This window comes from Flagellimonas amphidinii, from assembly GCF_013090115.1.
In the GTDB taxonomy this organism is placed as follows: domain Bacteria; phylum Bacteroidota; class Bacteroidia; order Flavobacteriales; family Flavobacteriaceae; genus Flagellimonas; species Flagellimonas amphidinii.
This window is the reverse complement of record NZ_JABFNN010000039.1, coordinates 300307-325944: the sequence shown is the minus strand read 5'-3', so window position 1 is coordinate 325944 and position 25638 is coordinate 300307. Positions and strand designations below refer to the sequence as shown.

At 39.1% G+C, this 25638-nt stretch carries 26 protein-coding genes; 13 read left to right on the top strand and 13 right to left on the bottom strand.

The features are described from left to right. Positions 1-81: 81 nt before the first annotated feature. The 5 genes from HJC33_RS13420 to HJC33_RS13400 all read right to left on the bottom strand — a co-directional run bounded on the left by HJC33_RS13420 (position 82) and on the right by HJC33_RS13400 (position 5937). Positions 82-2256 (bottom strand): endonuclease MutS2, encoded by a 2175-nt coding sequence (locus HJC33_RS13420; protein ID WP_171659333.1) that lies wholly within the window; start codon positions 2254-2256, stop codon positions 82-84. 23 nt (positions 2257-2279) lie between these two features. Then, positions 2280-3017, bottom strand: coding sequence for a DUF3307 domain-containing protein (locus HJC33_RS13415; RefSeq protein ID WP_171659332.1), 738 nt, complete (start codon positions 3015-3017; stop codon positions 2280-2282). Between the two features lie 2 nt (positions 3018-3019). Then, positions 3020-3694, bottom strand: a complete 675-nt coding sequence (locus tag HJC33_RS13410; protein ID WP_171659331.1) for a fumarate hydratase — start codon at positions 3692-3694, stop codon at positions 3020-3022. Positions 3695-3865: 171 nt separating this feature from the next. Then, positions 3866-4891: an N-acetyltransferase DgcN family protein gene (locus HJC33_RS13405; protein WP_246245553.1), complete on the bottom strand. Its 1026-nt coding sequence runs from the start codon at positions 4889-4891 to the stop codon at positions 3866-3868. A 5-nt stretch (positions 4892-4896) separates the two neighbouring features. Further along, on the bottom strand, positions 4897-5937 hold the full coding sequence (locus HJC33_RS13400) for a dipeptide epimerase (RefSeq protein ID WP_171659330.1): 1041 nt from the start codon (positions 5935-5937) through the stop codon (positions 4897-4899). A gap of 192 nt (positions 5938-6129) precedes the next feature. Between HJC33_RS13400 and HJC33_RS13395 the strand changes: the two genes are divergently transcribed. Next, entirely contained in the window at positions 6130-6795 is a 666-nt protein-coding gene (locus tag HJC33_RS13395) for a uracil-DNA glycosylase (protein WP_171659329.1), read from the top strand. Positions 6796-6812: 17 nt separating this feature from the next. Here HJC33_RS13395 and HJC33_RS13390 read toward each other — a convergent pair whose 3' ends face one another. The 6 genes from HJC33_RS13390 to HJC33_RS13365 all read right to left on the bottom strand — a co-directional run bounded on the left by HJC33_RS13390 (position 6813) and on the right by HJC33_RS13365 (position 12985). Next, the gene (locus HJC33_RS13390) at positions 6813-7664 is read right to left on the bottom strand and encodes a substrate-binding domain-containing protein (protein ID WP_171659328.1); all 852 of its coding nucleotides are present in this window, start codon (positions 7662-7664) and stop codon (positions 6813-6815) included. Continuing rightward, positions 7651-9693 (bottom strand): polyphosphate kinase 1, encoded by a 2043-nt coding sequence (gene ppk1 / locus HJC33_RS13385; protein WP_171659327.1) that lies wholly within the window; start codon positions 9691-9693, stop codon positions 7651-7653. The genes HJC33_RS13390 and ppk1 overlap by 14 nt, the downstream gene beginning before the upstream one ends. A 70-nt stretch (positions 9694-9763) precedes the next feature. Further along, entirely contained in the window at positions 9764-10633 is an 870-nt protein-coding gene (locus HJC33_RS13380) for a nucleoside phosphorylase (protein ID WP_171659326.1), read from the bottom strand. A 3-nt stretch (positions 10634-10636) separates the two neighbouring features. Then, positions 10637-11569 carry a DUF1835 domain-containing protein gene (locus HJC33_RS13375; RefSeq protein WP_171659325.1) on the bottom strand — a complete coding sequence of 311 codons (933 nt, stop codon included), beginning with the start codon at positions 11567-11569 and terminating at the stop codon, positions 10637-10639. A 137-nt stretch (positions 11570-11706) separates the two neighbouring features. Continuing rightward, a complete protein-coding gene (locus HJC33_RS13370) occupies positions 11707-12033 on the bottom strand; it encodes a translation initiation factor (RefSeq protein WP_171659324.1) in 327 nt (108 codons plus the stop codon). A 1-nt stretch (position 12034) separates the two neighbouring features. Continuing rightward, positions 12035-12985: an isopenicillin N synthase family dioxygenase gene (locus tag HJC33_RS13365; RefSeq protein WP_171659323.1), complete on the bottom strand. Its 951-nt coding sequence runs from the start codon at positions 12983-12985 to the stop codon at positions 12035-12037. Between the two features lie 113 nt (positions 12986-13098). On the opposite strand from HJC33_RS13365, the gene HJC33_RS13360 reads away from it, so the two are divergent. From HJC33_RS13360 to HJC33_RS13340, 5 genes are all read left to right on the top strand, one after another. Further along, a complete protein-coding gene (locus HJC33_RS13360) occupies positions 13099-15075 on the top strand; it encodes an alpha-ketoacid dehydrogenase subunit alpha/beta (RefSeq protein WP_171659644.1) in 1977 nt (658 codons plus the stop codon). Positions 15076-15160: 85 nt separating this feature from the next. Further along, positions 15161-15649: a lipocalin family protein gene (locus tag HJC33_RS13355; protein ID WP_171659322.1), complete on the top strand. Its 489-nt coding sequence runs from the start codon at positions 15161-15163 to the stop codon at positions 15647-15649. Positions 15650-15653: 4 nt separating this feature from the next. Next, positions 15654-16346 (top strand): YiaD family glycine zipper/OmpA-like lipoprotein, encoded by a 693-nt coding sequence (locus tag HJC33_RS13350; RefSeq protein WP_171659321.1) that lies wholly within the window; start codon positions 15654-15656, stop codon positions 16344-16346. Between the two features lie 176 nt (positions 16347-16522). Further along, complete coding sequence (locus HJC33_RS13345; protein ID WP_171659320.1) at positions 16523-16852, top strand: hypothetical protein; 330 nt, start codon at positions 16523-16525, stop codon at positions 16850-16852. A gap of 79 nt (positions 16853-16931) precedes the next feature. Next, positions 16932-17849 (top strand): EamA family transporter, encoded by a 918-nt coding sequence (locus tag HJC33_RS13340; protein ID WP_171659319.1) that lies wholly within the window; start codon positions 16932-16934, stop codon positions 17847-17849. A 5-nt stretch (positions 17850-17854) separates the two neighbouring features. Here HJC33_RS13340 and HJC33_RS13335 read toward each other — a convergent pair whose 3' ends face one another. After that, positions 17855-18427 carry a Crp/Fnr family transcriptional regulator gene (locus HJC33_RS13335; protein ID WP_171659318.1) on the bottom strand — a complete coding sequence of 191 codons (573 nt, stop codon included), beginning with the start codon at positions 18425-18427 and terminating at the stop codon, positions 17855-17857. 78 nt (positions 18428-18505) lie between these two features. Here HJC33_RS13335 and HJC33_RS13330 point away from each other — a divergent pair, with 78 nt between their 5' ends. From HJC33_RS13330 to HJC33_RS13320, 3 genes are all read left to right on the top strand, one after another. Beyond that, complete coding sequence (locus tag HJC33_RS13330; protein ID WP_171659317.1) at positions 18506-19699, top strand: MFS transporter; 1194 nt, start codon at positions 18506-18508, stop codon at positions 19697-19699. A 113-nt stretch (positions 19700-19812) separates the two neighbouring features. After that, a complete protein-coding gene (locus tag HJC33_RS13325; RefSeq protein WP_171659316.1) occupies positions 19813-20370 on the top strand; it encodes a DUF4251 domain-containing protein in 558 nt (185 codons plus the stop codon). Between the two features lie 104 nt (positions 20371-20474). Beyond that, entirely contained in the window at positions 20475-21674 is a 1200-nt protein-coding gene (locus tag HJC33_RS13320; protein WP_171659315.1) for a PQQ-dependent sugar dehydrogenase, read from the top strand. Between the two features lie 21 nt (positions 21675-21695). Here HJC33_RS13320 and HJC33_RS13315 read toward each other — a convergent pair whose 3' ends face one another. Beyond that, the gene (locus HJC33_RS13315) at positions 21696-22061 is read right to left on the bottom strand and encodes a hypothetical protein (RefSeq protein WP_171659314.1); all 366 of its coding nucleotides are present in this window, start codon (positions 22059-22061) and stop codon (positions 21696-21698) included. A gap of 517 nt (positions 22062-22578) precedes the next feature. On the opposite strand from HJC33_RS13315, the gene HJC33_RS13310 reads away from it, so the two are divergent. From HJC33_RS13310 to HJC33_RS13295, 4 genes are read left to right on the top strand one after another with little or no spacing between them, the layout of a single operon-like run. Next, a complete protein-coding gene (locus tag HJC33_RS13310; RefSeq protein WP_171659313.1) occupies positions 22579-23001 on the top strand; it encodes an ABA4-like family protein in 423 nt (140 codons plus the stop codon). Further along, the gene (locus HJC33_RS13305) at positions 22998-23798 is read left to right on the top strand and encodes a hypothetical protein (protein WP_171659312.1); all 801 of its coding nucleotides are present in this window, start codon (positions 22998-23000) and stop codon (positions 23796-23798) included. The genes HJC33_RS13310 and HJC33_RS13305 overlap by 4 nt, the downstream gene beginning before the upstream one ends. 12 nt (positions 23799-23810) lie before the next feature. Beyond that, a complete protein-coding gene (locus tag HJC33_RS13300; RefSeq protein WP_171659311.1) occupies positions 23811-24902 on the top strand; it encodes a sensor histidine kinase in 1092 nt (363 codons plus the stop codon). After that, positions 24883-25635 carry a LytR/AlgR family response regulator transcription factor gene (locus HJC33_RS13295; RefSeq protein WP_171659310.1) on the top strand — a complete coding sequence of 251 codons (753 nt, stop codon included), beginning with the start codon at positions 24883-24885 and terminating at the stop codon, positions 25633-25635. The genes HJC33_RS13300 and HJC33_RS13295 overlap by 20 nt, the downstream gene beginning before the upstream one ends. Positions 25636-25638 lie beyond the last annotated feature (3 nt).

The window sequence follows — 25638 nt, the reverse complement described above, 5'->3', positions numbered from 1 at the left end:
CTGTTCTCTTTTCAATGGACAGTGAACAATCAACGATATAGTGTAACAATTGCTAATTGATAACTGAACATTGATAAACTGTCACTTCTTTACCGCTTCCACTAATTCCAGTTGGTCTACACTTACATTGGTGGTGAACAGACCGTAATTGACCACTGCCTTGTTTTTTTCGAGCTTGTCGATACTGCCCACGGCCTTGCCATCGTGCAAGCGTACCCGGTCGCCGACTTTAAGTATTGGCCTTGGCTTGTTCTTTTCTTCTTGAACCGCTTTCTTTTTCTTGGCCTTCCTTTCTTTTCTTACCGGAGCTATCTTTTGTTCCAATTCTTGGGCTACCTGTTTTTTTTCTACCTTTTTTGCCTTGGCTTCTTTAGCGGTGGTTTTTCTTCGCTTGCTATTCTCCGTTTCTACGATGCGAAGCATTTCTGAAATTAAAGGACGCTTTTTATTATCATGAAAATATCGTTCGGCGGCATCATTCACCTTATTTCCCAAGTGGATCATGCGTTGGTTATGGTCATAGAGCTCTTGATAGCTCTCTAGCTTTGACTTGATTTTGGTATTAAGTTTTTCTAAACGTGCCGCTTCTTCCTTGGCCTTGGTTTCTTCCTCTTGCAATCTAGAACCGGTCTGGACCATTTTATTACGCTCCTTTTGTAATTTGGAGATGGTTGCATCAAAACGCACTTTTCCACGATCGATTTTCTTTTTGGCTTTGTTGATGAGCGAGTAGGGGATGCCATTCTTTTGGGCCACTTCAAAGGTAAACGAACTGCCCGCTTCTCCCAGAACCAATTGAAAAGTGGGTTCCAGAGTTTTGGAATTGAAAAGCATGTTGGCATTGGTGGCATGGGGCAGTTCATCGGCCAAGGCTTTTAAATTGGCATAATGTGTTGTAATGACTCCGTAGGCTTCACGTTCATAAAAGACTTCCAAAAAAGCTTCGGCCAGAGCCCCTCCCAATTCAGGATCACTTCCCGTACCAAATTCATCAATTAAGAACAAAGTTTTATCATTGCACTTCTTTAAGAAATGATTCATGTTCTTCAATCGATAACTGTATGTACTTAGATGATTTTCAATAGATTGATTATCTCCTATATCTGTCAATATTTTATCAAAAAGGCATACAGAACTGCGTTCGTGCACAGGGATCAGCAGGCCACTTTGCAACATTACTTGAAGTAGGCCGATGGTCTTTAAAGTGATACTTTTCCCTCCAGCATTAGGTCCTGAAATTACAATGATTCGGTTCTCACTGTGCAATTGAATGGTTTGAGGCCAGGTTTTTTCTTTTTTCAACTTGTTGGTCAAGAAAAGAAGCGGATGATAGGCATCCCGTAGGAACATTTCCTTGTTTTCACTGATTTTGGGCAACAAAGCATCCATTTCCAGGGCATACTTGGCCTTAGCTGCCGTAATGTCAACGTCAGTTAGATAATCTTGATATTCTTCTAACAACGGTTTGAAGGGCCTGATGGCGTCGGTAAGCTCATTCAGAATGCGTTGAACCTCTTCCTTTTCTTCATACTCAAGGTTGCTCAGTTCACGAGTATGTCCCAACGTAGTTTCGGGAATGATGTAGACAATGCTTCCTGTTTTGGAATTGCCCATGACCGTTCCTTTCACCTTGCGGCGGTGCATGGCCTTTACGGCCAAAACTCTTCGGTTTTCCACCACGGACTCCCGTATGTCATCCAGAAAATCGGAGGATTGATATTTGGCCAGGGCCGCACCAAAACTTTGGTTGATTTTTCCGCGTACCTCTCCAATTTGTCTTCGGATTTGCCCAAGCTCTTCTGAAGCATTGTCCCTGATTTCCCCAAATTTGTCGATGACATTGTCGATGGCGGAAGGAATCTCAGTGTTGGGTTCCAATGCATCAGCCTTTGTGAAGAGCAAAGGATAATATTCCTTGAACTTTTTAAAGAACTTTTGATGGATGGCCACCGTTTTGCAGATACCAGCTATTCTTCGGAAACCTTGAACCTCCAATGTGGTGTTTTCAATCTGTAGCAGCTTTAGTTCTTTATCGATACTATCAAAACCATGATTGGGGATTCGGTTGTCATTGGAAAATGAAGCTAAATACTCCGAAGTTTGTCCCAAAACGGTCATGAGCAACTCGTGATCCAGGATAGGAGCTACTTCAATGGCTTTGGCCTTGCCCAACTCGGTATTGCAACGCGCGGCCAATTGTTCCAACACCGTTGGAAATTCTAAATCTTGAAGGGTTTTAGGGTGTATGCGCTGCATGATCTATATCTGGGGGTATTTAATCAATCAATGGGTGGATAGATTAAATTAAAGGTGATTCCTATTCCAATTGCTATGGCAAAACTCAACAATGTACCAACCAGTACATATTCTGTCTTATTGAATTCGTTTCCTTCTTGTGTCTTAAACCTGAGAATCGACTTTGAAGCCAACAAAAATCCAACGGCAGCGTATTGCGACATTAGTATAAAGGCAAGAGTCAACCATCTTTCCACAATTCCGATCAACTTTCCCGCATTCTGTAAATCGTTGTCATTTTTGGGAATACTGACCTTGAAAATTTTAAATATTTCCTTGATCACAATATTCGAGGCCTTTCCGGCAAGCAAAAAACCAACTACCAGCGTGAAAATTTTATTGAGCTCCAATCCTTTGGTCATCGGGGCAATGGTAAATAGTTTTGAGAATAGAAAAACTACTCCTACAATGATGGCCAAGTGTAAGATTTGATCAATAAAAAAAGCGTAGTTGCCCATGCTTTTTGATTTGTTCAATTTTGGTTTAAGGCCATCTATTATGTAATGGGTAAATGCAATAATGATTGCACCAAAAACAAACTCCAATTGAAAGGACAGTATAAAAGAAGTCAAAAACATGATCAAGGCATGCCATTTTAAAAACTTGCTTTTGAACCCTTTCGTGTTTTTGTCATTTGCCTTTGAATCGTTTTGAAAGGTGTAATCGGTGAGAAGATGTGCAATCAACTGGGATAGTAACAGTTGGGTGAATTGTGCCGTCATAGCTATTTTATTTCTTTTTCAAAGAACAAGACTGATTTTTCAATGGCATCCCAACCAGAACGAAGGGACTGATCGTTCACTGTTTGTTGGGATATATTTAATTTTTTGGATATGTCATCTTCATTGCCTCCCAGTAGTCTTTCATAAATTATTCGGCACTGTTTTGGAGTGGCCTTGTAGATTATAAAATCCAATAAGGTTATGATTGGGGCGAAAATTTGGTTCAATCGCTCTTCGTTCGATTCAAAAAACAAAGTGTTTTTTATTGTAATCCTTTCCTTTGAGTGTGTGTGCTCCTCATTTATCTTCCTTCCCGACATGTATATGGCTTCTCCATCTATAATGCCCTTTTGTTGATCAAACCTGCTGAGCTTTCCATAGCCTATTGCCAGTCTAATACCATATGAGATAAAATATTTAACTCTTCTGCCTTCTTTTTTTTCCATTTTTGTGGAAGAGGATTTTACCAAACATTTGGTGGCCAAAGCGATTCGAAGGGCGTGTTCATACTTGGGGATTACCATCTCCAAATAGTCCCCCTTGATTATTCTGGCATAGATGTTATAGTTTTCCAAATCCTTTAAGAGAATTTCCAATTGACCCTCAAGAATTTCCTTGTCAATTTTTGAAAGACTTGTGAACGCTATTACATCTCCTGAAATTACTGCGGCTTTCATTTTTTGAATTTTGTACAATGTTTGAAAACTGTAGTTTTTAAATACAGTTGTTTAAGGTTGTACGATAGAGTTACAGTTTTTTAAGGCTGTAAATATACAATACAATTTTTTAAAACTGTAAAACTGGCCAAAACCATATCAAAAGTACTCTTTCCAAAATTCTTTAAAGGACTAGAACAGTGCTTTTATCAGCTTTTCCGTTCCAAAACGAATCATGTCAGTTGTGGGAAGTCCTGTTAGATTTTCCACCTCCTTGATTTTAGCCAGAGCCTCTTCATCTGTCAATCCAACAGTATTTAAAGCTATCCCAATGGTTTTTGCAGTTTGTAATGAACCACACACACTGGCCACAGCTTCATTCAGTTTAATGAACTCATCCAATGGAGGTATGGGAACATGTGAAACAGGTTGGCGCAAATGGCTATGCGCCGCTTTATGGCATAGAATAAAATGTGTGGGTTGGGAACCTCGAATCAAGGGTAAAGTGGCCGTACTTCCTGGGTGCGCCAAGGAACCTTGTCCCTCAACGATGATGATATCATTGTTGGACTGTTCCAAAACGGCCTGCTCAACAGCACCAGCTGCTTGGTCCACCTTTATGGCATCCAATGGAATTCCATTGCCCATTAAGGTAATGCCTATCTGTCCCGTAGGCACAAAACCTGTTGACACTCCTTTATTTTGAAGTGTGGCATATAGTTCTAGACCGGCAGTCATTTTTCCGGCGGCCATATCGGTTCCTATCATCAGAATCCGTTTGTTGTTGAGCTCAGCGGCTTTGCCCGAAGCAATAGGGTAGGTGGGCTTGGGTTTGCGTACATCCCAAATGATGTTTTCCTCTAAGAGATGCCCGAAACGAGCATTCAAATCGTCGTGTAGCCCGTTGATCAATGAAAGTCCATTGGTGAGGGCGTAAGATACTGGTTCGTCCCATTCATCTGGAAAACGTCCGCCACTTGGGGCAATGCCCAATACCATAATTTCGGCTTCAAAGGCAATGGCTTCTTTTACTGAAGCTACAACTGGAATGTCATAGGGTAATCCTACAGCTTCATTTACAGTTTTGCCCGCATAGTTGGAATCTATGGCGCATACAATGGGATGTTTGGAGAAACGCATTAGACCATAGCCCATTTTTCCGGAATCATTGTCCAAGGCCCCTTCCATGTAGAGGCATATTTTCTTGCTTGAATCCATCTTTTTTAAAATTGTTTGAATTGTCCTCCATGCCCTGGAACATCTGTAGGCATGGTTATTTCATTGATTAGGGGAGCTCCTTCACAGGGGTCTGGATTTAAATTGAGATGTGAATCTAAATCGATGTGGTCCAATACTCCAGATACGGCCGCACCGGCAGCAATGGATATGGAAGTCTCTCCCATACATCCAATCATGGTCTTTAAACCAAATGCATTAGCTGTATTGATGATTCTCAAAGCTCCTGTGATGCCTCCGCATTTCATCAATTTCATGTTAACACCATCAACAGCATGTGCCCATTTTGGAATATCTGTTGCAAAACGACAACTTTCATCCACAAAAATGGGTAGGGGTCTATTCTTATATAATTCAGGTAGATAACCTTCCTCGCCTTCTTTTAAGGGTTGTTCTACATACTCGCAGTTTCTTTCCGATAACCACTGCATCATATGTTTGGCATCTTCCACGTTCCAGCCGCCATTGGCATCCACACGAATGGAAATAGGATAGGATTTGTGATATTCCAATACCGAATGGTACATGGCTTTGTCCGCTTCAATACCTTCAGGATTTCCCAGTTTGACTTTTAAAGTCCGGATGCCATCCTGTTCCAAGATTAAGGGTAGTCGTTCCGCTGCTTCTTCGGGGAGCATTATACCCAAAGTAATGGAGGTAGGCTTTGTTGGTTTGGAAAAACCCAACATTTGATACAATGGAAGGTTGGCTTTTTTGGCCAGAAGATCCCATAGCGCAATATCCAAAGCTGCCATGGCGCAAGGAGCGACCCCATGTGTTATTGCAGCATCATAAGTGCTGTAAGGTGAATTTAAATTTGGACTTTCCTTTAGGAAAGTTTCTAGATGTTGTTGTGCTTCTTCTGCGGTTGCAGCTCCTTCTGATGCTCCAGGAGAAGTTTCTCCCCAGCCAGTATGGCCTTCATCGGTTACAGCTACAAATAGATTGTGTTGTCCGTCCCGTACGCCTCTACTTATTCTCAACGGGAATCGCTTTTTTAGGTAATGAATCTCAAAAGCTACTTTCATGGTTAAATTATGGTTTGGAACCAGTAAATATAGAACGTACTTGCTAAATTTGAAGTTATTCTTACAAAATCTTTTTTCATTGAGAGGAGACAATACAATATTATATATTATTGCAGCGATTATTGTGCTTCATTTTGTGGTGGGTATAGGCTATTTGTTGTATAAATTGACCAAAAAAAAGTAAAAGAGCATATGAATGTGAATATTGATCCTAGTTGGAAGAAATACTTGGAGTCAGAATTTGAACAACCTTATTTTGAGCAGTTGGCGCAATTTGTAAAACAAGAATACAGGCAATATACCTGTTATCCAAAAGGTCAAGAAATCTTCGCAGCTTTTGATCATTGTCCTTTTCATGAAACCAAAGTGGTTGTTATTGGTCAAGACCCCTATCATGGGCCCAATCAAGCTAATGGATTGTGTTTTTCTGTAAAAGATGGTATTCCGCACCCACCTTCGTTGGTCAATATTTTTAAAGAAATCAAAGTGGATGTAGAAAAGCCTTATCCGCAAAGTGGAAATTTAGAGCGATGGGCCGACCAAGGGGTGCTGTTGTTGAACGCAACGCTATCAGTTAGGGCCCACCAGGCCGGAAGTCATCAAAATAGGGGGTGGGAAAAATTTACAGATGCCGTAATCAGGACAATTTCCAGCGAGCTGGAAGGTGTTGTGTTTTTGCTTTGGGGCGGATTTGCCAAGAAAAAAGCATCGCTTATCGACAAAACCAAGCATCATATACTTACGTCTGGTCACCCTTCGCCTTTAAGTGCTAATCGTGGACTGTGGTTCGGTAATCAGCATTTTAGCAAGACCAATGCTATTTTGGCGAAGCTGGGAAGGCCACCCATTGATTGGTGATCAGGATGTAAATAACTCTAGTCTAGATGGAGAAGCTGTGAGGGTGTCTGGATTTTTTCAATTAATTGAAGGCTCAACAATCTATTTTGCACTTCGTTTAGCGTTTCTATGCTAATTTGCTGCTGCCCCCATTCTGTTTTGGAAAGCCAATCTTGAATATCTTCCAGTTGTTGTTCATACCTGTTTGCCAATGTTCTGTCTATGCTTGGGATTAGTTTGAATTCAGCAGTATAGGTATTGATGATTGCTAAAAGATGTTTTAATGTTCCGGTATTTGCTGTTAAAAAAGAATTGGTAGCTGCAATGACAAAACAAGGCCATGGGGTAGGGCAATCGCCTAAACGTTTGAAAACACCTTGGTCTACCAAAGGTTTTGTGGTGAAATGTTCCCACATAAAATAAGCATTGGAGCCAGCGCTTAAATTTTCGACAGCTCCATTGAGGTTATTGATAATTTCAAATTTCAATTTTTCAGTATTCCAGCCTTGATTTTGTGCATTGATATAGGCCATAAGGTGACTTCCACTTCCCATACGGCTAATGGCAATTGTATCGCCTTCCAGTTCTTCTATTGAGGCTCTGTCGCTTTTGTTGGAAACATGGATTCCCCAAAGTAGCGGGGAAGAAACATATTCTTGGATAATTTTTGAAGGGTTTCCTTGTGCAATGCTTTTGACGATGCCTTCGGTAAGAATGATGGCCAAATCAGTTTCACCTTCCTGAAGCATTTGACTCATTTTTCCAGTTCCTTCCGGAACATCTGTCCACTCCAATTGAATACCTCGATTTTCAAAAGCCGCATCTTCCATGGCAAGATGCCAAGGAAGGTTAAAATGTTCTGGCACACCTACAATTCTAACCTTTTTCATTTAATTTTTTGTTTAGGTAGTCATAAATCGCATATTGCGAGCGAACTTTTTGGCCTTCTTGTTCAGCAATGAATCTTTGATTACTATCTTCCGCATCTATGATTCTGGCTTTATGATTATCAGATAATTGAATTTCAAGTATTTCTTTAAGCTCTTGAAAAATGTCTGCATCTAAAATTGGGGTCAATACCTCGATTCTTTTATCCAAATTTCGAGTCATCCAATCCGCTGAGCCCATGTACATTTTTTCTTTGCCGCCATTTTCGAATAGGTAGATTCTACCGTGCTCCAAATATCTATCAATTATACTGGTTACCAAAATTGGCTTTTCATTGGATTCCAATTCTTCTTTAGGTTTAGGGGAAAGACAGCAAAAGCCACGAACCAACAATCGAATTTCCACACCTGCTTCACTAGCTTTATAGAGTGTTTTTATCATTTTGGTGTCTTCCAAGCTATTCATTTTGAGCGTTATTTTGGCCTTTTTGCCAGCTTTGGCCAAGTCAATTTCGTTGTTTATCAATTCAAGTAAAGTGGCGCGGGTTGTAAATGGGGAAACTAAGAGATGTTTTAGTTTAGGGATGATGAGCCTGCGTTCCAGAACCCAAAAAACCTGTGCTAAATCGGCTGTAATCCGCTTATGGGCCGTCAGTAAGCCATGGTCGCAATAAAGCTTTGCTGTTTTGGCATTGAAGTTTCCGGTGCCTATGTATGCGTATCTCTTTTTTTCTAAGGCCTCTTCACGCTCTACTAGGGCTATCTTAGAGTGTACTTTTATATTTGGAACACTGAATACAACTTTAGCTCCTTTTTCTTGAAAAATACGGCCCCATTTAATGTTGTTCTCTTCGTCAAAACGAGCTTGCGCTTCAACAAATAAGGTAACATCTTTACCGTTTTCCAATGCTAATAGGATGGAGTCGGTAAGTTTAGAGGTTTTAGCTATGCGATACAGTGACATTTTGATGCTGATGACACTTGGGTCGGTAGCTGCTGAATGCACGAAGTCTTGAACGACATCAAAGGTTTGATAGGGGAAATGAACCAATTGGTCTTTTTTGGAAATGCTTTTGAAAATGTCCTTGGTGTTAGAAAGTTTTGGATGTTTTAAAGGAGGTTTAGGTTCGTAGGAGAGCCGGTTGTCTTCAAATGGGTTGGGAAAACCAAAAAAATCTGAAAGATTATGGTATTTTCCTCCGGGAAACATATCAACATCACTCAAATCGAACTCTTTTTTTATGGCTTCACGTAAAGCTTCGGGCATATGTTGGTCATAAAGAAGTCTTGTAGGTTGCCCAGATTTGCGCTTGCCCAAAGATTGATAGATTACTTCGACCAATTCAATATCTGTGAAATCATCTTCTAGGTATAATTCAGCATCTCTGGACATTTTAATGGAATAGCTTCCTAAAATTTCTGTATTGGGAAATAGGAAGCTCAAATTCAACCTAAGAACATCATCCAAATAACAGAATTGATGACCTTCTCCAGGGACTTTGATAAATCTTGAGTGGTTTTCTGTTGGTATTTCAACGATTTCAAACTTTGCATCTGTGATTTGAGCAATTAGGTAGACTTGTCCATCTTTTAACTCTTCGGGAGAATGATTCTTGACTATTTTGCAATCTTGTAAAACTCCTTCTTTGAACCAGCTTTTTAAATAATCAATTTGGTGGTGGGTGAGCTCACTTTCTTTTTTCAAGAAAACTTGATGGTGCTCCAGCTCGGTAAAAACATCTTGAATGGTGCTTCCAAATATTTCTTGTTGCTCGTTGATGGTATTTAGGATAAACTTCAGTTTTTTGTTGGCTTTGAGAATCAGCTTTTTTCTCAATTGTTTGTCAATCTCCTTTAGTTGACGTAATTGCGAAATACGAACCTTAAAGAATTCATCAAGATTGGAAGAAAATATAGCCAAAAACTTTAGGCGCTCAAGTAGTGGAGTGGTTGGTTCGGCAGCTTCCAAAAGTACTCGTTCGTTAAAATATAACCAGTTGACATCTCTGTTTTTGATGGGTCTTTCCTGCATGAGTGAGAAGTTTTATTAAAAATAAGGAAAGGATGTCGGCTATATTTAAAGAAATTGTTAAGCCAATGAGCTACGGAGCAAGCTTTTCTAAGGTGAATTTTATGAGGTTGTCCACTGTTTTGTAGCCTTGCTTTGAAAACTCACCAGTGGCTCTATTTGCTAGTATTGCATTTAAGGAAACTGCCCTGTGTCCATGTAATTTAGCAAGTCCATAGATACTGGAAGTTTCCATTTCCAGATTCGTAATACTATGATTTTGATAAGTGAACATAGCAAGTTTGTCGTTAAAGTCAGAAATACGAGGTGATAGTCTTAATTTTCTTCCTTGTGGGCCATAAAATCCTGAATTTGTGACAGTTATTCCAAATCGTATACGATTTGAAGTAAAAATTGCACCTAAATCTTTATCGTAATCAACTGCATAGGGAGTGATATTGTATTGTTCCCAGCTCAAATGCTCTTGTAGGGCCAGTTCCATTTTTGAGTTTCTGACTTGTCCAGACTCATAGAAATGCAGTAACCCATCAAGTCCTACACCAGTTGTGCTCATTAAAAAAGAATCTACAGGGATATTTTTTTGAATGGAACCAGATGTACCGATACGTATAAAATCGAGTGGTATTTTTTCATTCTTGACCTGCCTGGTTTCAAAATCAATATTGACCAAAGCATCCAATTCGTTAAAAACTATGTCGATATTGTCTGTTCCTATACCAGTGGAAATGACAGTGATTCTTTTTCCATGGTAGCTGCCAGTATGGGTGACGAATTCTCGCTTTTCCTTCTGTAATTCAATAGAATCAAAGTACTTGGAAACTTGAGCCACACGATTAGGGTCGCCAACAGTTATTATGGTTGGCGCAATATCTTGCGGCAATAGATTGAGATGGTAGATACTGCCATCGGGATTCAGAATTAGTTCTGAGTCACTTATGGCCATTTATTACAGTTTTAGAATGCGATCCGTGGTGGTATTGTACAGGAAGTTATACTTTAAAGAACCGCCTAAATATAATTGATTGTCACGTATTTGAGAATAATAATTTGCTTGATTAGATAACACTTGCTTTCCTCTTTTAGTGAGTTTAACTGGGTTAAAAGAGTTGAACAACGGCTTCAATGAGGTGATGACTCTATCATATTGAGTATCTCCAAAACCATAAAACCCTTGATTGGAGAGCAATTTGCCTAATAAATCATTTCTTGATTGAGGTTTCTCGTCCATAACGGTCTCCAGCACTCGGTTTTCGAGTTCATTAAGTCCATTTTTAATGGTAGGGAAACGTCTAAGGTGGGTTTTAAGTGCATCAGAAAGATATTCGAACTGAAAACCATTATTTGCAACTAGGTTCTCTAAGCGAATAGGGTTGTCGCTACAATACAATTGCCACACGTAATCAGCAAACTCAATATCGTCTTGTGTAAGAACGGTTCTGTTTTTATACAGATCCAGTAGTTTTTCGTCACTTAATTCATTTAAGCCGTAAAATCTATCGGATTCATCTTCATTGCCACTACAGACCAATGATATTTCTGCATGTCTCCTGTGTGTCTTAAGCCAGCTGAGTACTGCCAACATGTTGATTTGACAAAACAGGTCGTACTCAAACCACAAGACAATATGATCTTGTTGTTTGTGGTTGCACAATGACCTGTACTCTTTCAAGGTTTTTTCAACAAACCAAGATTTGGAAACTTTGTAGTTTTTGTTCAGAAACTCAAAGCGAGTTTTCCAAAAGGATTCACTTCCAACTGCGCATAGGGTTTTTCCTTCACATAACATTTCACGCCATGTAATGATATCTCCCTTAAGATTTAGTGATTGCAGTTTTGAAGTGAAAGCGTCGCCGTTGGTAATGTGCAACAGTGATTTCATTTTCAGTTCAGTTTTCGTTGGTTAAAGAAGTATTAAAAGTAAGATTTATACTAAGAACACAAAAATTTTTTCATAAAACATTGGTTTTCAATGTAAAATTTTAACACGAGACATCAAAAACCTATGAAAACTGGTAATTACCCACCAACTCTTTTGACTGAAAAACCTTTGTCCTTTAAGAAGGTCATGATTTTATCCCTATAGTCTCCTTGGATGATAATGGTATCCTTTTTAAAGCTTCCGCCAACACCCAAAAAGGTTTTTAGATCTTTAGCCAATTTTTTAAAATCGCTATCGGCACCAGTATACCCATCCAATATGGTCACGGGCTTCCCTTTCCTTTTTTCGTACTTACATAGGATTGGGGCATCTTGCATCCAATAAGAAGGTTTCTCCACCTCGGGTTCGGAGTTTTCTGGAACATGCTCCGGGAAAAGATTCTTAAGTTGATCCTGTAAGTCCATCTTATTTTTTTACAAGCCCTAGTTCAATCAATCGCTCATTCAAATATTCTCCGGCAGTGGTATCTGCAAACGCTTTTGGATGCTCTTCGTCAATACAGTTTTCTAAACAGTTCAAGGGCATTTCACTTATAGGGTGCATAAAAAATGGAATGGAATACCTGGAAGTTCCCCATAATTCTTTTGGTGGATTTACCACTTGGTGTATGGTCGATTTCAACGTATTGTTGGAAAGTCGTGAAAGCATATCCCCTACATTGATCATGAGTTGGTCGGGCTTCGCTATGGCATCAACCCATTCCCCTTCGTGATTTTGCACTTGCAATCCCTTTCCATGGGCTCCCATCAATAAGGTAATTAAATTAATATCTCCATGTGCAGCTGCTCTCACGGCATTTTTGGGTTCAGTTGTAATGGGAGGGTAGTGTATGGGTCTTAATATGGAATTACCATTTTTAATCCATTGGTCAAAATAAAGCTCATCCAATCCAAGGTGAAGTGCCAAAGCTCTAAGAACATATTGAGCTGTTTTCTCTAACATCTGGTATGTTTCCTTCCCCACATCATTGAACTCCGGAAGTTCTGTTACCGTAACATTGTTCGGATATTCAGCTTCAAGCTTTGGGTTATCTTCTACATATTGGCCAAAATGCCAGAATTCTTTGAGATCTCCTTCTTTTTTTCCTTTTGCATGCTCCTTTCCAAACGAAGTATACCCTCTTTGTCCTCCAATCCCTTCAATCTCATAACTGTTTTTGGTGTCTTGTGGAAGTTGGAAGAATTTTTTGATTTCTGCATAAAGCTTTTCAACAAGCTCATCGGATAAAAAATGACCACTCAATGCTACAAAGCCTATATCTTCAAAAGCCTCCCCAATTTCTTTGACAAACTTTTCTTTTCTGGCCGGTTCACCAGAAACAAAATCCTCTAGGTTTACACTTGGAATTGCACTCATGCTTTCAAATTTTGTTTAGACTCAAAAGTAGTGAATTATGGTAAACCTTTATGGGATTGTAAATGCAATGGATGTCATTTTTACTACTTTTAACCTATTATATTTTTGATTGTATGCGATACCATATTGGGAATTTAGATCAGCGAAAGTTGCTGGATTTGTACGCAGGCATGTTGAAGCCTAGGATGATAGAGGAGAAGATGTTGATTTTGTTACGACAGGGGAAAATTTCTAAATGGTTTAGTGGAATTGGGCAAGAAGCCATATCGGTGGGTGTAACTCAAGCGCTAAAACATACTGAGTATATTCTTCCCATGCACAGGAATTTAGGGGTCTTTACCTCTAGAAACATACCCTTATACCGACTTTTTGCGCAATGGCAAGGGAAAATGAGTGGTTTTACACAAGGCAGGGACCGTAGTTTCCATTTTGGGACACAAGAATATAAAATTGTGGGGATGATATCGCATTTGGGTCCTCAATTGGGTGTGGCGGATGGCATTGCACTTGCGGACATGTTGCGAAGAAATAAACGGGTCACGGCAGTTTTTACGGGTGAAGGTGCAACGAGCGAGGGTGATTTTCATGAAGCTTTAAATGTAGCTTCGGTTTGGAATTTGCCTGTACTGTTCTGTGTTGAAAATAATGGGTATGGACTTTCCACGCCAGTCAAAGAACAATATAATTGTGAACATTTGGCAGATAGGGCCAAAGGGTATGGTATTGAGTCCAGGATTATTGACGGGAACAATATCTTGGAAGTTTTTTCCAAAGTAGATGAGTTGGCCAAAGCGATACGGAAGAGACCGAGACCGGTACTGTTGGAGTTCAAAACTTTCAGGATGCGGGGGCATGAAGAAGCAAGTGGCACTAAATATGTGCCGGAAAAATTAATGAAGAAATGGGCCAAAAAAGACCCTATTTCTAATTACGAAACCTTTTTACTGGAGCAAAAAATTATCAATCAAAAGCAAATAGATGAATTGAAGGCTGATATTTCAGAGGAAATCAACCAAAATTTAAAGCTAGCTTTTGATGAAGACACTGTTTTATTTGACGAAAGTAAAGAGTTAAATGAAGTGTTTCAAAATGATAATTACAAGCATTTTGAATCTAATAATGAATCTAAGAATATTCGTTTTGTAGATGCTATTTCCCAAGGTTTGGAACAGTCCATGGATAGGTACAACGAATTGATTATTATGGGGCAGGATATAGCAGATTATGGTGGAGTTTTTAAAATTACGGAGGGTTTTACGTCAAAATTTGGTAAAAGCCGAGTTAGAAATACACCTATTTGTGAATCTGCAATTGTTTCAGCTGCAATGGGTTTGTCCATTAATGGGATGAAGTCCGTGGTAGAAATGCAATTTGCTGATTTTGTGAGCTCAGGTTTTAATCCCATTGTCAATTATCTGGCAAAAGTGCATTACCGTTGGGGACAAAATGCCGATGTTGTGGTTCGGATGCCATGTGGTGGTGGAGTAGGGGCAGGTCCTTTTCATTCGCAAACCAATGAAGCTTGGTTTACTAAAACACCGGGACTCAAGGTGGTTTATCCTGCATTTCCGTACGATGCGAAGGGATTATTGAATACTGCCATAAACGACCCGAATCCTGTGCTGTTCTTTGAGCACAAAGGACTATATCGTAGTGTTTACGGCGATGTTCCTCAAGACTATTACACTTTGCCATTTGGTAAGGCCAACATAATTAAGGAAGGTGATTCGGTTTCTATTGTAAGCTACGGTGCAGGCGTACATTGGGCATTGGAAACTTTAGAAAAACACCCAGAAATTGAAGCAGATCTTATAGATTTGCGTACACTTCAACCTCTTGACATAGATACTGTTTATACTTCGGTGAAGAAAACAGGAAAGCTGATTATTTTACAAGAAGATACATTGTTTGGCGGAGTGGCCAGCGATATATCCGCTATGGTCATGGAAAATTGCTTTGAATTTATGGATGCACCCGTTAAAAGAGTTGGGAGTTTGGAAACTCCTGTTCCCTTTGCAAAAGAATTGGAAGCAAATTATCTGCCCAAGCAACGTTTTGAAAAGGCTTTACTAGAGCTATATGCTTATTGACCCGATTTTTTAACATTTTTTAACATGACCTAAAGGTCAAACAGGTGTCTCAAACGTATATATACAAATCTAAATACCAATTCTTATGATGAAACACACATTTTTGTTTGTTGCATTGGCGGGACTTTTACTAACGTCATGCTCAGTTTCCAAAAGTGCTAGGACACAACGGAACCTTTTTAGTGGTTCTTGGACCTTGGACAACATTTCTTATGAAAATAACACCGGAAACTTTAAATCGGTAATTTTTAATGATGCTGAAGACATTTGCTTTGAGGGCAGTGACTGGTTCTTCCGAGACAACAATAGCACTGGAAGATATACCATTTCACAAAGCACTTTGTGTCAAGGTGGCGACAGATTCTTTAGATGGTCGGTTGTGGAGCCTCAAGAAAACTACAATAGTCAATTGCAGTTCAAGTTTATAGATGAAAACCGTAAGGATATTTCAGGAGGTTATGGTTATCGTTTAAACATAGTCAATCTCACAGAACAAGCCATGACACTTAAATCCAATGTATCCGTAGATGGGGAATTGGTAACTATAGTTTATGAATTCTCAAAAAAATTGTAATCAGATGAAAAGAATAATATTGAAAAGTACAGCCGTTTTATTGACTTTAGGTCTTCTTGTTAGCTGTAATGCAGTGAAGAATGCAAATAACACCCAAAAAGGCGCGGTTATTGGAGCCTCTGGAGGTGCCGTTATAGGCGGAATCATAGGAAACAATGTAGGAAAAGGAAATACAGCTTTGGGAGCCATTATCGGCGCTGTTGTAGGCGGTGCTGCTGGAGGTTACATTGGGAATAGAATGGATAGACAGGCCGAGCGTATTGAAGAAGAGATTCCAGGTGCTGAAGTAAAAAGGGTTGGTGAGGGAATCAATGTTACCTTTAATGAAGATGCAGGTGTTTACTTTGACACTAACAGATCTGATGTAAAAGGAACTTCTGCAGCTACTTTGGATAAATTGGCAGGAATTTTTAAGGAATATCCTAAGTCAAATATTTTGGTTGAAGGACATACGGATAGTGCTGGTAGTGAGGAATACAACTGGAAGCTTTCTCAGCAAAGGGCGGAATCTGTAACCAACTATTTGATGTCTAAAGGGATTTCTGGTGGAAGATTTACCACAAAGTGGTATGGAGAAACCCAACCGCGTGAAAGTAATGAGACTGCTGAAGGAAAAGCCAAAAACAGGCGTGTAGAACTTGCTATTGTTGCAAGTGAAGAGCTTAAAGAAGAGGCTTACGAAGAAACTAAAGGATAAAAGAGTTTTCCTTAACTATAAATTAAAGGTCCGATGCAATGCATCGGGCTTTTTTTGTTTAAGAACATCAATTGTTAATTAACAAAAAAATGAAGTTAAATTACCTCCATTAATGTAGGATTATTAGTAATTTAAAAGAGTCTTAAGATGCGCTGAAAAGTTAAACAAAAACAAACTTGAATCAAACAATAGAACATAGTACTTATCATCTTCAAGATTTATTGGTGCGTATGGAACGCAACCATAATGTTGTTCAACGTCTTTCCAAAAAATTGAATTCCTACACATACGAACCCAAGAATCACTCCTGTTTTGAAAAGTTATACGACCTCAAACTAAATTTTAAGATGTTTATGGGGCATCAGAACCGTATAATGGAGCAGCTTAGACTCAAAAAAGGGGAGTCTAAGACTTTAGTGGAAGAGATTAAACTTCATATAGAACGGTTCAAAGAATTGGAAAAAGAAATAGCGGCCTATTTATTGAACATTGGCAATTGCTCATAACTTTCCCATTAAAACATTTAATCTATTTTGTACTCTTACAAACATGCGTAATATTGCAAGGCAATAAATATGTATTGGTATGGGAAAGTCCTCAAACTCTGCATTGGTAGTCCTTGCTTTTTTTGCCATTTACGTAATCTGGGGTTCTACTTACCTTTTAAATAAGATTGCAGTTGCCGAACTTCCACCGTTCATGTTGGCTTCATTCCGGTTTGTAACTGCGGGTGTATTGATTTTCATCTGGGCCAAACTGATGAAAATTCCGATTACCATAACTAAACGTCAATTAGGAAATGCCGTATTGGTAGGCTTTCTCTTTTTGAGTCTAGGCAATGGTTTGGCAGTTTGGGCTTTAAAATATGTGGATAGCGGTTTTGCCGCCTTGGAAATATCAGCGCAGCCTTTGATCATACTTTTAATGATGCGGATATTGCAGGGCAAAAAAATACAACCTATGTCAGTTGTGGGTGTAGTTCTAGGATTCATGGGCATTTATCTTTTAGTAAGTCAAAAACAGATTGTAACCAAGGAAGACACTATTGTTGGAATAGTCATGATATTCTTTTGTATGTTGAGCTGGGGCTATGCCAGTATATTTGTTTCCAAGGCTGATTTACCTACCAATTATTTTGTCAATACCGGGTACCAGATGTTTACAGGAGGCATTGTTTTGGCACTGATGAGTTTAGGTTTTGGTGAAGATTGGTCCTCACCTATAGTGTGGAGCGGTAAAGTACAATTGGTGATGGTACTTTTGGTTGTTTTTGGAAGCATTGTTGCTTTTACTTCGTTTAATTATCTATTGAAGGCGGTATCTCCTGAAAAGGTAGCCACTTCAACCTATGTAAATCCCATAGTAGCACTTATTCTAGGATGGTATTTTTTGGATGAACAGATTACGTTTCAATCTATCATGGCCGCGGTAATTCTTTTAACTGGGGTCTACTTCATCAATACCAAAAAGACCCTGGCCATTTTTGAACGTTTCAAAAGATAGGCAAATTACCTTCCTATTTTCTCTTTTAGTTCCTTTAGAGCTCTGTTTAAACTTCGGGTAGTTACTCCAATGTAATTGGCAATATCTTTTTTAGAGATAACCTCGGTGATTTCTGGAAACTGTTCCTTTAATCGAATGATATTATCCTCAATAGGGTAGGAATGTTGGTACGAATGTCTAGGTGCCTTATATCGTATTTTTGCAGCAAGAGCCTTCATGATCAGTCTATTGAAGTGGGCATCTTTTTTCAATAAACTGTTGAAACATTCATGAGGCAATGAGAATGTCTTTAAGTCAGTTATGGTTTCTACAGAACAAATGGTCAGCTTATTGTTGAACACTTCCAACTCGCCAAACTCCATTCCAACCCCCAGAAATTCTTGGATGAAGTCTTTCCCATTCTCATCAGTGATGTAACATTTAGCAATGCCTTCCCGAATTACGTAGACCCTGTTGTACCTATGGCCCTGCTCCATAATTTTTTGCTTGGCTCCAAAGTCTTCCATGAAAATATCATGTTGGCCAGTTTCAAAAAGCTTGGAGGTATAGGCGGTTAATTCAGGATTGACTCGTATCATTTTTAACAGTGGGACAAATGTCCTTTTCAGTGCAGCAAACAAATAATTTCTTTGAGCTAAAATTAAGGAATACAAGTAATGGGAACAATAGTTGAAAAAGAAAACAGAGAGGCAAAACAACAAATGTACACCCCAAAATTCATTTTAATTTGTCTAAGCTCACTTTTCTTTTCTGCAAGTTTTAATATGCTCATCCCAGAATTGCCAAGCTACCTGTCAAGCTTGGGCGGTGCCAAATATATAGGGTTGATCATAGCTTTGTTCACTTTGACGGCAGGTGTCTCTAGACCTTTCAGTGGCAGGTTAACAGATACCGTTGGAAGAAAGCCAGTGATGCTTTTTGGAGCTTTGGTTTGTTTGGTATGTGGATTCTTCTATCCCATTTTAACTACGGTATATGGTTTTTTACTGTTACGTCTGTTTCATGGTTTTTCTACTGGTTTTACACCTACGGCAGCTTCAACTTTTGTTTCTGATGTGGTGCCACATCAAAGATTGGGGGAAGCCATGGGCATACATGGAATAGCTTTTAGTACCGGTTTGGCCTTAGGTCCTGCCTTGGGAAGTTTGATCAAGTTGCATTTCTCCTATTCGGTACTTTTCTACAGCTCATCTTTGATGGCATTCTTGGCATTGTTGCTCATCGTCAATCTCAAGGAAACATTGCAAGATGTACAACCATTTCAATGGAGGGCGCTGAAAATTTCAAAAAAAGAAATTATTGCCAAAGAGGCGCTCCCGGCAGCTGTGGTCAATTTTTTGGCCTATGCAAGCTTTGGGGTGATACTCACATTGATTCCGGATTGGACGGAATCAGTTGGAATTCTAAACAAAGGGACGTTCTTTATCATTTTTACCATCTTTTCCCTACTGGTTCGTGTAGTTGCAGGAAGGCTTTCTGACCGATACGGAAGAACCCGGGTGATTGTAGTGGGACTTTCTCTATTGGTCATTGCTTTACTTTATATCGGTTACTTTAACAGTAAACCAGGACTTATGGTTGGCGCAGGATTGTATGGATTGGCTATGGGAGTGGTGACTCCAGCCATACATGCTTGGACCATTGATCTAAGTCTAACAGGCAAAAAAGGAAATGCCATGGCCACAATGTATATTGCTTTAGAAGCTGGTATTGGATTAGGTGCATTATTATCGGGATGGTACTATCATGAAAATGTTTTCCGAATACCGGTTACTTTGTATTGTTGCGCTGGGTTGGCATTGGTTGGGATCGCTTACGTTGTTCGATTACAGAAAAATACGCACATTTAATTTACAATCACTATACCCCATAAGGGTTAATGTGGTTTCACGTTAAATTGACTTCTATGAGCGAAATTGTAAAATAAGTTCTGTATTTTGTAAAGAACATCAAAATGTTGAAAATGAAGTTGTTTACTGAAACTCTGGCCATTTTTGTTTTAATTCTGATTGTAGGTTGTGCGTCCAGTTCTAAATCGGTTGCCACTCCTGAAGAGAAGGAATTTTTGAACAACTTGGTAGCAGAAAAATCATTTGAAATCAATGCACAATGGGCCAGGCCTATGTCCAGTATAGGTCTTAATAGCATTGCCAATGCCGGATTGTTTCCTCCAGGGAGCACAGTAAACCGTATTGATATTGCAGGTTCTTCAAGCTATCTTAGAATTAGCGGTGATTCAGTAACTGCCCGTCTACCATATTATGGAGAGCAACAATTGGGGGGCATTTACAATCCAAATGATGCAGGAATCCAATTTGAAGGAATTCCCAAAGACTTTGCAGTAGAGGCCAACACAAAGAATGAAGGGTATACCATGAAATTCAGTATTAATAATAAAACGGAAACTTATCAGGTAGTTGCGCAGTTATTCCCGTCCCGTTCAAGTACGTTCACTATCAGCAGCACTCATAGAACTTCAATATGGTACGATGGACGAATAGCAGAAATAGAAAAGGAATAATCTATTTTTTTTATATCGAAACTATATCTTTAGCTGCATTCAAATATTTTGTCATAGTTTTATTAGGTCAGAAAAAGAGCAATCAACAAACAACTACGAAACCTATGCTTAAATTGGTACCGACGATACTATCTATATCTTTATTTTCAATTATCCTTGTTTCCTGCAATGGTAAGAAAGAATCTCCTTCAGAACAGCAGGATACGGAAAAGCAAACCCAACAAGAAGAAGGGGAAGAGGCTCCAACTTCAGGCTCTAATTTGCCTTTGAATCTGTTGAATCTTCCTGAGGGCTTTAAAATAGACACTTTTGCGGAAGGGATTGATGGAGCAAGGTCCATGGCCATGGGCACCAATGGAACCTTGTTTGTGGGGACTCGAAATGAAAATAAGGTCTATGCGCTACAAGACCTTGACGGAGACTTCAAGGCAGAAAAAGTATTTGTGATTGATGAAGATTTGGAACAACCAAATGGAGTAGCATTTAAAGATGGAGACCTTTATGTAGCCGCTGTCAGTCGCTTGTTGAAATACTCCAATATTGAAGAACAATTGGCCAATCCTCCAGAACCGGAAGTGATTTACGATGATTATCCTACCGAGTTCCACCACGGATGGAAATACATTGCCTTTGGACCTGATGAAAAATTATACGTGCCAGTTGGTGCGCCTTGTAATATTTGTGAACGGTCAGATGAGGACGAACGTTTCGCTACCATAACCCGTATGGATGCTGATGGAAGTCATAGAGAAGTCTATGCCAAAGGCGTTAGGAATACTGTTGGGTTTACGTGGCACCCAGAAACAGGTGAAATGTGGTTTACAGATAATGGTCGCGATATGATGGGAGATGATATTCCACCTTGCGAATTAAATCGTATTACAGAAGCGGGCCAACACTTTGGTTACCCGTATTGTCATGCAGGTACTATCAAAGACCCTGAATTTGGAGATCAGTTTCCTTGCGGGGATTTTGTGGCACCAGTACAACCCTTGGGTCCTCATGTTGCTCCCTTGGGAGTTAAGTTTTATACCGGGTCCATGTTTCCAGAACAATATAAGGGCCATGCATTTATTGCTGAACACGGTTCTTGGAATCGCTCCAAAAAGATAGGGTATAGGGTAACTTTGGTGAGATTGGAGAATGATCAAGCAGTAAGCTATGAACCCTTTATAGATGGTTGGCTAGATGATGAAAAACAGGAAGCTTTTGGGAGACCGGTAGATCTTATGTTTTTGGAAGATGGCTCTCTATTGATTTCCGATGATTTTGGTGATGCTATTTATAGGGTAGTTTACGAATAGTTATTTGGTACTGTTTATTTGTTATCCTAAAATCCAAATATTTCCTAGCTGTGTGTCTACAGTTTGCATATTGCGCATTTTCAAAGTTTTGCTATAGCTATTTCCTTTGGTAATTTCAACGAAAATATGGGTGGTGGATGTGGTTTTTATTTTTTCAACCGTATAGCTAAATTCCATATACTTGAAAATTACCTCGAATACTTCATGCCCATCCCGAGGCTGCATAATTCCATTTAATAGAATCAAATCTGGCATATCTAAAATGGTTTTAGGTCTTTTCCAGCACAGATAACGCAATTTTTGGTTGTGTAATAGGTCGACCTTGATGATAAACTCATGGTTTCCGCACAATACCAAGTTCTTTTCTGATCTGTATAATTGAATCATACAATTTAAAGTTTATTTCTTTTTTTCCAATGGGTTCCATGAAGAAACCCCAATAGATATAGGATTAAAGCAATCATGACCAAACTAATCCCCTGTAAGATGTTTATAGTTTCAAGAGTAGTCATTTTCTTGTTTTTATAGCAATCTATTATGATAATTCAATAGACAATGATTAAAATTGACGAATCCCTATTTTGAGTTGAGAGATTACTAAATATGTAAGAATTATAATATTCTTTGTATATCCCCACTTCTTAATTTTATAAAAGCCTTATAATAATCAAAGAATCCGAGCATTAGATTATGTTGTTGTATCTGATGGTAGTCCTTTTGTCACCTATGATGAAAAATATTTGATTTTCACCAGTAGCCGAAGGGGTTGCAATATCTCCTCTCTGTAAATATTTCTAAAGAATACAATTCAACTTACGATTACGATGTTTCAGCAGAAACCCTTTCTATAAAGAAGAGGGAACATTGATTTTTGGCTTGTGTTAAACCATTAAACCAATCATCAATGACAACAGCAGACGTATTTTCAACCGCCAACACCATGGCAATGCCCATGTGGCTTCTTATGATCATTCTTCCCAAATGGAAGGTGACCCGATTTTTGATCGATTACAAGATCATTCCCTTAGTATTGGCTCTTTTTTATGTGTTTTATATGGTTACCCATCTTCAAACAGGTGAGGGGCTGGATTTTGGCAGTTTATCCTCAGTGATGTCGCTTTTTACTGTGGAAAATGCAGTAATGGCCGGTTGGGTACATTACTTGGCCTTTGACCTTTTAGTGGGTATGTGGATGTTGAACCAAAACCAAAAGTTGGGCATTCACCAATTGTTGATGGCACCTTGTTTATTCTTTACGTTTATGCTAGGTCCAGTGGGCTTTTTACTCTTTATGATTCTTAGAACTTTTAAACTGCAAAAATCATGAAGGAGCTCAAAAATGTATTTCAAACCGTAAAAAGAGAGAGTCCTATCTTATATGGAGTTGTAATGTTCCATTTTCTATTGGCTGCAATATGTGTAATAGGCTTTATGACGGACAGTAGGATGTTGACGGGCCTTAATATTTGGGTGAAACCCTTTAAGTTTTCAATCTCTGGAGGTATTTATGTGCTGACCTGTGGTTTTTTGATAACGTTGTATCCTTTTTCTAGAAGAAAGCGAAACATTGTGAACAACATTATCTCTTGGACCATGGCTTTGGAAATTTGTATTGTTGTTTTACAAGCGGCCAAGGGAGTGCAGTCTCATTATAACCAAAGTAGTTTGTTTGATGGTATCCTTTTTGGAAGCATGGGGATTCTTATCGGTATCATTGTCTTTACCATGGTATTTTTTATCGTGGAGACCATCAGATTAAAGCTAAAGACATCAATACCAGTACAGTGGGGTATTCTTTTGGGCTGGCTAGTGGTTTTGTTCGGTAGTTGGGTAGGAGGGCAGATGATAGGCCAAATGTCCCACAATGTGGGGGTGGCAGATGGAGGAGAGGGACTTCCATTGATCAATTGGAGTACCATTGCCGGGGATTTACGTGTGGCCCACTTTTTTGGATTGCATGGCATTCAATTAATACCTTTATTCGCTGTTGGGCTCACCAAACGATGGAATACTTCAAAATTGATCCAGACTCTTGTGGTGATACTATTTGGGCTATTGTATGCTGCTTGGATTGGGTATACTTTTTATCAAGCAAAACAGGGTATACCTTTGATAAAGCTTTAAACCAATACTGTTATGGGGCTTTTTAATAAAGCAAGACGAATAAAATACTTGACATTCAACGACATCTGGTTTATGGTAATCGGTATCGTTTTGTTGAGTTTTGTAACGGATTTTTTGTTCTCAGGAGGTTCTTTTGGCAGGTTTACCTTTTTAGAGGCACTAATTACATGGGGTTTATCCTTGATGTTTGCAACCACAGATTGGTTGATCATAAGAGCTATTTTGATCGTTTTACGAAAACGGTACCCATCTTTGAAGGACAATAACAAACGTATCCCGTTGTTTTTTCTCTCAATTGTTCTTACCGTAGCGGCGGTGGATTATCTGGGAAGTGTTTTGCTGGGTTTTGTTTTTGGCGATAGTTACAATGCTCCCTTGCGAACCAGGTATGTGGTGCTACCTGTTATTTTGATCAGTACTATGACCATGGCTATTTATGAAGCAATTTACTATTATAATAAATTGAAAAAATCCATTAGGGAGGAAGAACAGACCAAACGTGCTATCGTACAGGCGCAACTGGACACCCTTCGCAATCAGGCGCAGCCCCATTTCTTTTTCAATACATTGAATACGCTTCGGGATATCATTGACCAAAATACCAAGGAAGAAGCGAAGGAATTTGTGAACCGATTATCAGAAGTATACCGCTTTATTTTAGAATCAGGAAATGCCAATCTTATTGCTTTACGTGATGAATTGAAGTTTTCGCAAGCATATATCCACATTCAAAAAGAAAGATTTGGAGAAAATCTTCAGGTGAACTGGAAGGTTCCAGAAGATGTAAAAGACCAATTGATCATTCCTATGAGTTTGCAGTTATTATTGGAAAATGCCGTAAAGCACAATGTGATTTCAAAAGCGAAACCTCTGAGTGTTTTTGTGAAAGTTGAAAATGGACAACTTGTAGTGAACAATAAGATACAGCCCAAGTCAACCCAGTTGCCTACCACTAAACTGGGGCTCAAGAACATTGAACGGCGTTATGCATTGATTTCAGAACAAGAAGTCATCATTAACAATAAAAATGGTCATTTTGAAGTAAGACTTCCATTGTTACACGTTTCAGACCAAAAACATACACATGCAGATACTCATTATTGAAGACGAGGCCAGAGCGGCCAATCAATTACAGAACCTGTTGCAAAGTATAGGGTTTACTTATGAGTTGTTGGAAACCATTGACTCTGTGGAAGAAAGTGTGCAATGGTTTCAAAAAAATAAGGCACCAGACCTAGTGTTTATGGACATTCAATTGGCTGACGGATTAAGTTTTGAGATCTTTCAAAAAGTACAATTGCAATGCCCTATCATATTTACAACCGCATTTGACCAATATGCTATAAGGGCGTTCAAGGTAAATAGTGTGGATTACCTTTTAAAACCTATCCAGCAAGACGATTTGCAACAGGCCCTGAACAAGTTTAAGCGTTCCAAACTGGAGCTGACCATAAATCCAAATGTTCTAAGAAATTTTTTAGCTGACATGCAAGTTATGAACCAAAGGGAAGGTATTTTGGTAAAAGAAGGTGATGGTTTTGCTCAAATACGGATTTCGGAGTTGTTATATGTGTATTCAGAAGATAGCCTCACATTTGGTGTTACGGCCCATAAAAGGGTGATTATAGATGAAACTTTGGATCAATTGTACCCTTCCCTGGACACTAATCAGTTCTTTCGTATTAACCGAGGACAAATAGTGGCAAAGTCTGCCATTGAAAAAATCGCCAAATACTTTAATCACCGATTGAAATTATCCATTACCCAAGCAAGGGACCAAGAATTTATTGTTAGTCGACCTAAAATCAATGATTTTAAAGACTGGTTGAACCGATAGATT

Excerpts from the sequence above, each read along its gene's own strand:
- HJC33_RS13395 (WP_171659329.1), top strand. The coding sequence starts at position 6,130 with ATGAATGTGAATATTGATCCTAGTTGGAAGAAATACTTGGAGTCAGAA.
- HJC33_RS13390 (WP_171659328.1), bottom strand. The coding sequence starts at position 7,664 with ATGAAAAAGGTTAGAATTGTAGGTGTGCCAGAACATTTTAACCTTCCT.
- HJC33_RS13335 (WP_171659318.1), bottom strand. The coding sequence starts at position 18,427 with ATGATACGAGTCAATCCTGAATTAACCGCCTATACCTCCAAGCTTTTT.
- HJC33_RS13325 (WP_171659316.1), top strand. The coding sequence starts at position 19,813 with ATGAAGTTGTTTACTGAAACTCTGGCCATTTTTGTTTTAATTCTGATT.
- HJC33_RS13310 (WP_171659313.1), top strand. The coding sequence starts at position 22,579 with ATGACAACAGCAGACGTATTTTCAACCGCCAACACCATGGCAATGCCC.
- HJC33_RS13340 (WP_171659319.1), top strand. The coding sequence starts at position 16,932 with ATGGGAAAGTCCTCAAACTCTGCATTGGTAGTCCTTGCTTTTTTTGCC.
- ppk1 (WP_171659327.1), bottom strand. The coding sequence starts at position 9,693 with ATGCAGGAAAGACCCATCAAAAACAGAGATGTCAACTGGTTATATTTT.
- HJC33_RS13315 (WP_171659314.1), bottom strand. The coding sequence starts at position 22,061 with ATGATTCAATTATACAGATCAGAAAAGAACTTGGTATTGTGCGGAAAC.
- HJC33_RS13405 (WP_246245553.1), bottom strand. The coding sequence starts at position 4,891 with ATGGATTCAAGCAAGAAAATATGCCTCTACATGGAAGGGGCCTTGGAC.
- HJC33_RS13415 (WP_171659332.1), bottom strand. The coding sequence starts at position 3,017 with ATGACGGCACAATTCACCCAACTGTTACTATCCCAGTTGATTGCACAT.
- HJC33_RS13400 (WP_171659330.1), bottom strand. The coding sequence starts at position 5,937 with ATGAAAGTAGCTTTTGAGATTCATTACCTAAAAAAGCGATTCCCGTTG.
- HJC33_RS13380 (WP_171659326.1), bottom strand. The coding sequence starts at position 10,633 with ATGGCCATAAGTGACTCAGAACTAATTCTGAATCCCGATGGCAGTATC.
- HJC33_RS13365 (WP_171659323.1), bottom strand. The coding sequence starts at position 12,985 with ATGAGTGCAATTCCAAGTGTAAACCTAGAGGATTTTGTTTCTGGTGAA.
- HJC33_RS13300 (WP_171659311.1), top strand. The coding sequence starts at position 23,811 with ATGGGGCTTTTTAATAAAGCAAGACGAATAAAATACTTGACATTCAAC.
- HJC33_RS13375 (WP_171659325.1), bottom strand. The coding sequence starts at position 11,569 with ATGAAATCACTGTTGCACATTACCAACGGCGACGCTTTCACTTCAAAA.
- HJC33_RS13355 (WP_171659322.1), top strand. The coding sequence starts at position 15,161 with ATGATGAAACACACATTTTTGTTTGTTGCATTGGCGGGACTTTTACTA.
- HJC33_RS13420 (WP_171659333.1), bottom strand. The coding sequence starts at position 2,256 with ATGCAGCGCATACACCCTAAAACCCTTCAAGATTTAGAATTTCCAACG.
- HJC33_RS13330 (WP_171659317.1), top strand. The coding sequence starts at position 18,506 with ATGGGAACAATAGTTGAAAAAGAAAACAGAGAGGCAAAACAACAAATG.
- HJC33_RS13305 (WP_171659312.1), top strand. The coding sequence starts at position 22,998 with ATGAAGGAGCTCAAAAATGTATTTCAAACCGTAAAAAGAGAGAGTCCT.
- HJC33_RS13350 (WP_171659321.1), top strand. The coding sequence starts at position 15,654 with ATGAAAAGAATAATATTGAAAAGTACAGCCGTTTTATTGACTTTAGGT.
- HJC33_RS13295 (WP_171659310.1), top strand. The coding sequence starts at position 24,883 with ATGCAGATACTCATTATTGAAGACGAGGCCAGAGCGGCCAATCAATTA.
- HJC33_RS13370 (WP_171659324.1), bottom strand. The coding sequence starts at position 12,033 with ATGGACTTACAGGATCAACTTAAGAATCTTTTCCCGGAGCATGTTCCA.
- HJC33_RS13320 (WP_171659315.1), top strand. The coding sequence starts at position 20,475 with ATGCTTAAATTGGTACCGACGATACTATCTATATCTTTATTTTCAATT.
- HJC33_RS13410 (WP_171659331.1), bottom strand. The coding sequence starts at position 3,694 with ATGAAAGCCGCAGTAATTTCAGGAGATGTAATAGCGTTCACAAGTCTT.
- HJC33_RS13360 (WP_171659644.1), top strand. The coding sequence starts at position 13,099 with ATGCGATACCATATTGGGAATTTAGATCAGCGAAAGTTGCTGGATTTG.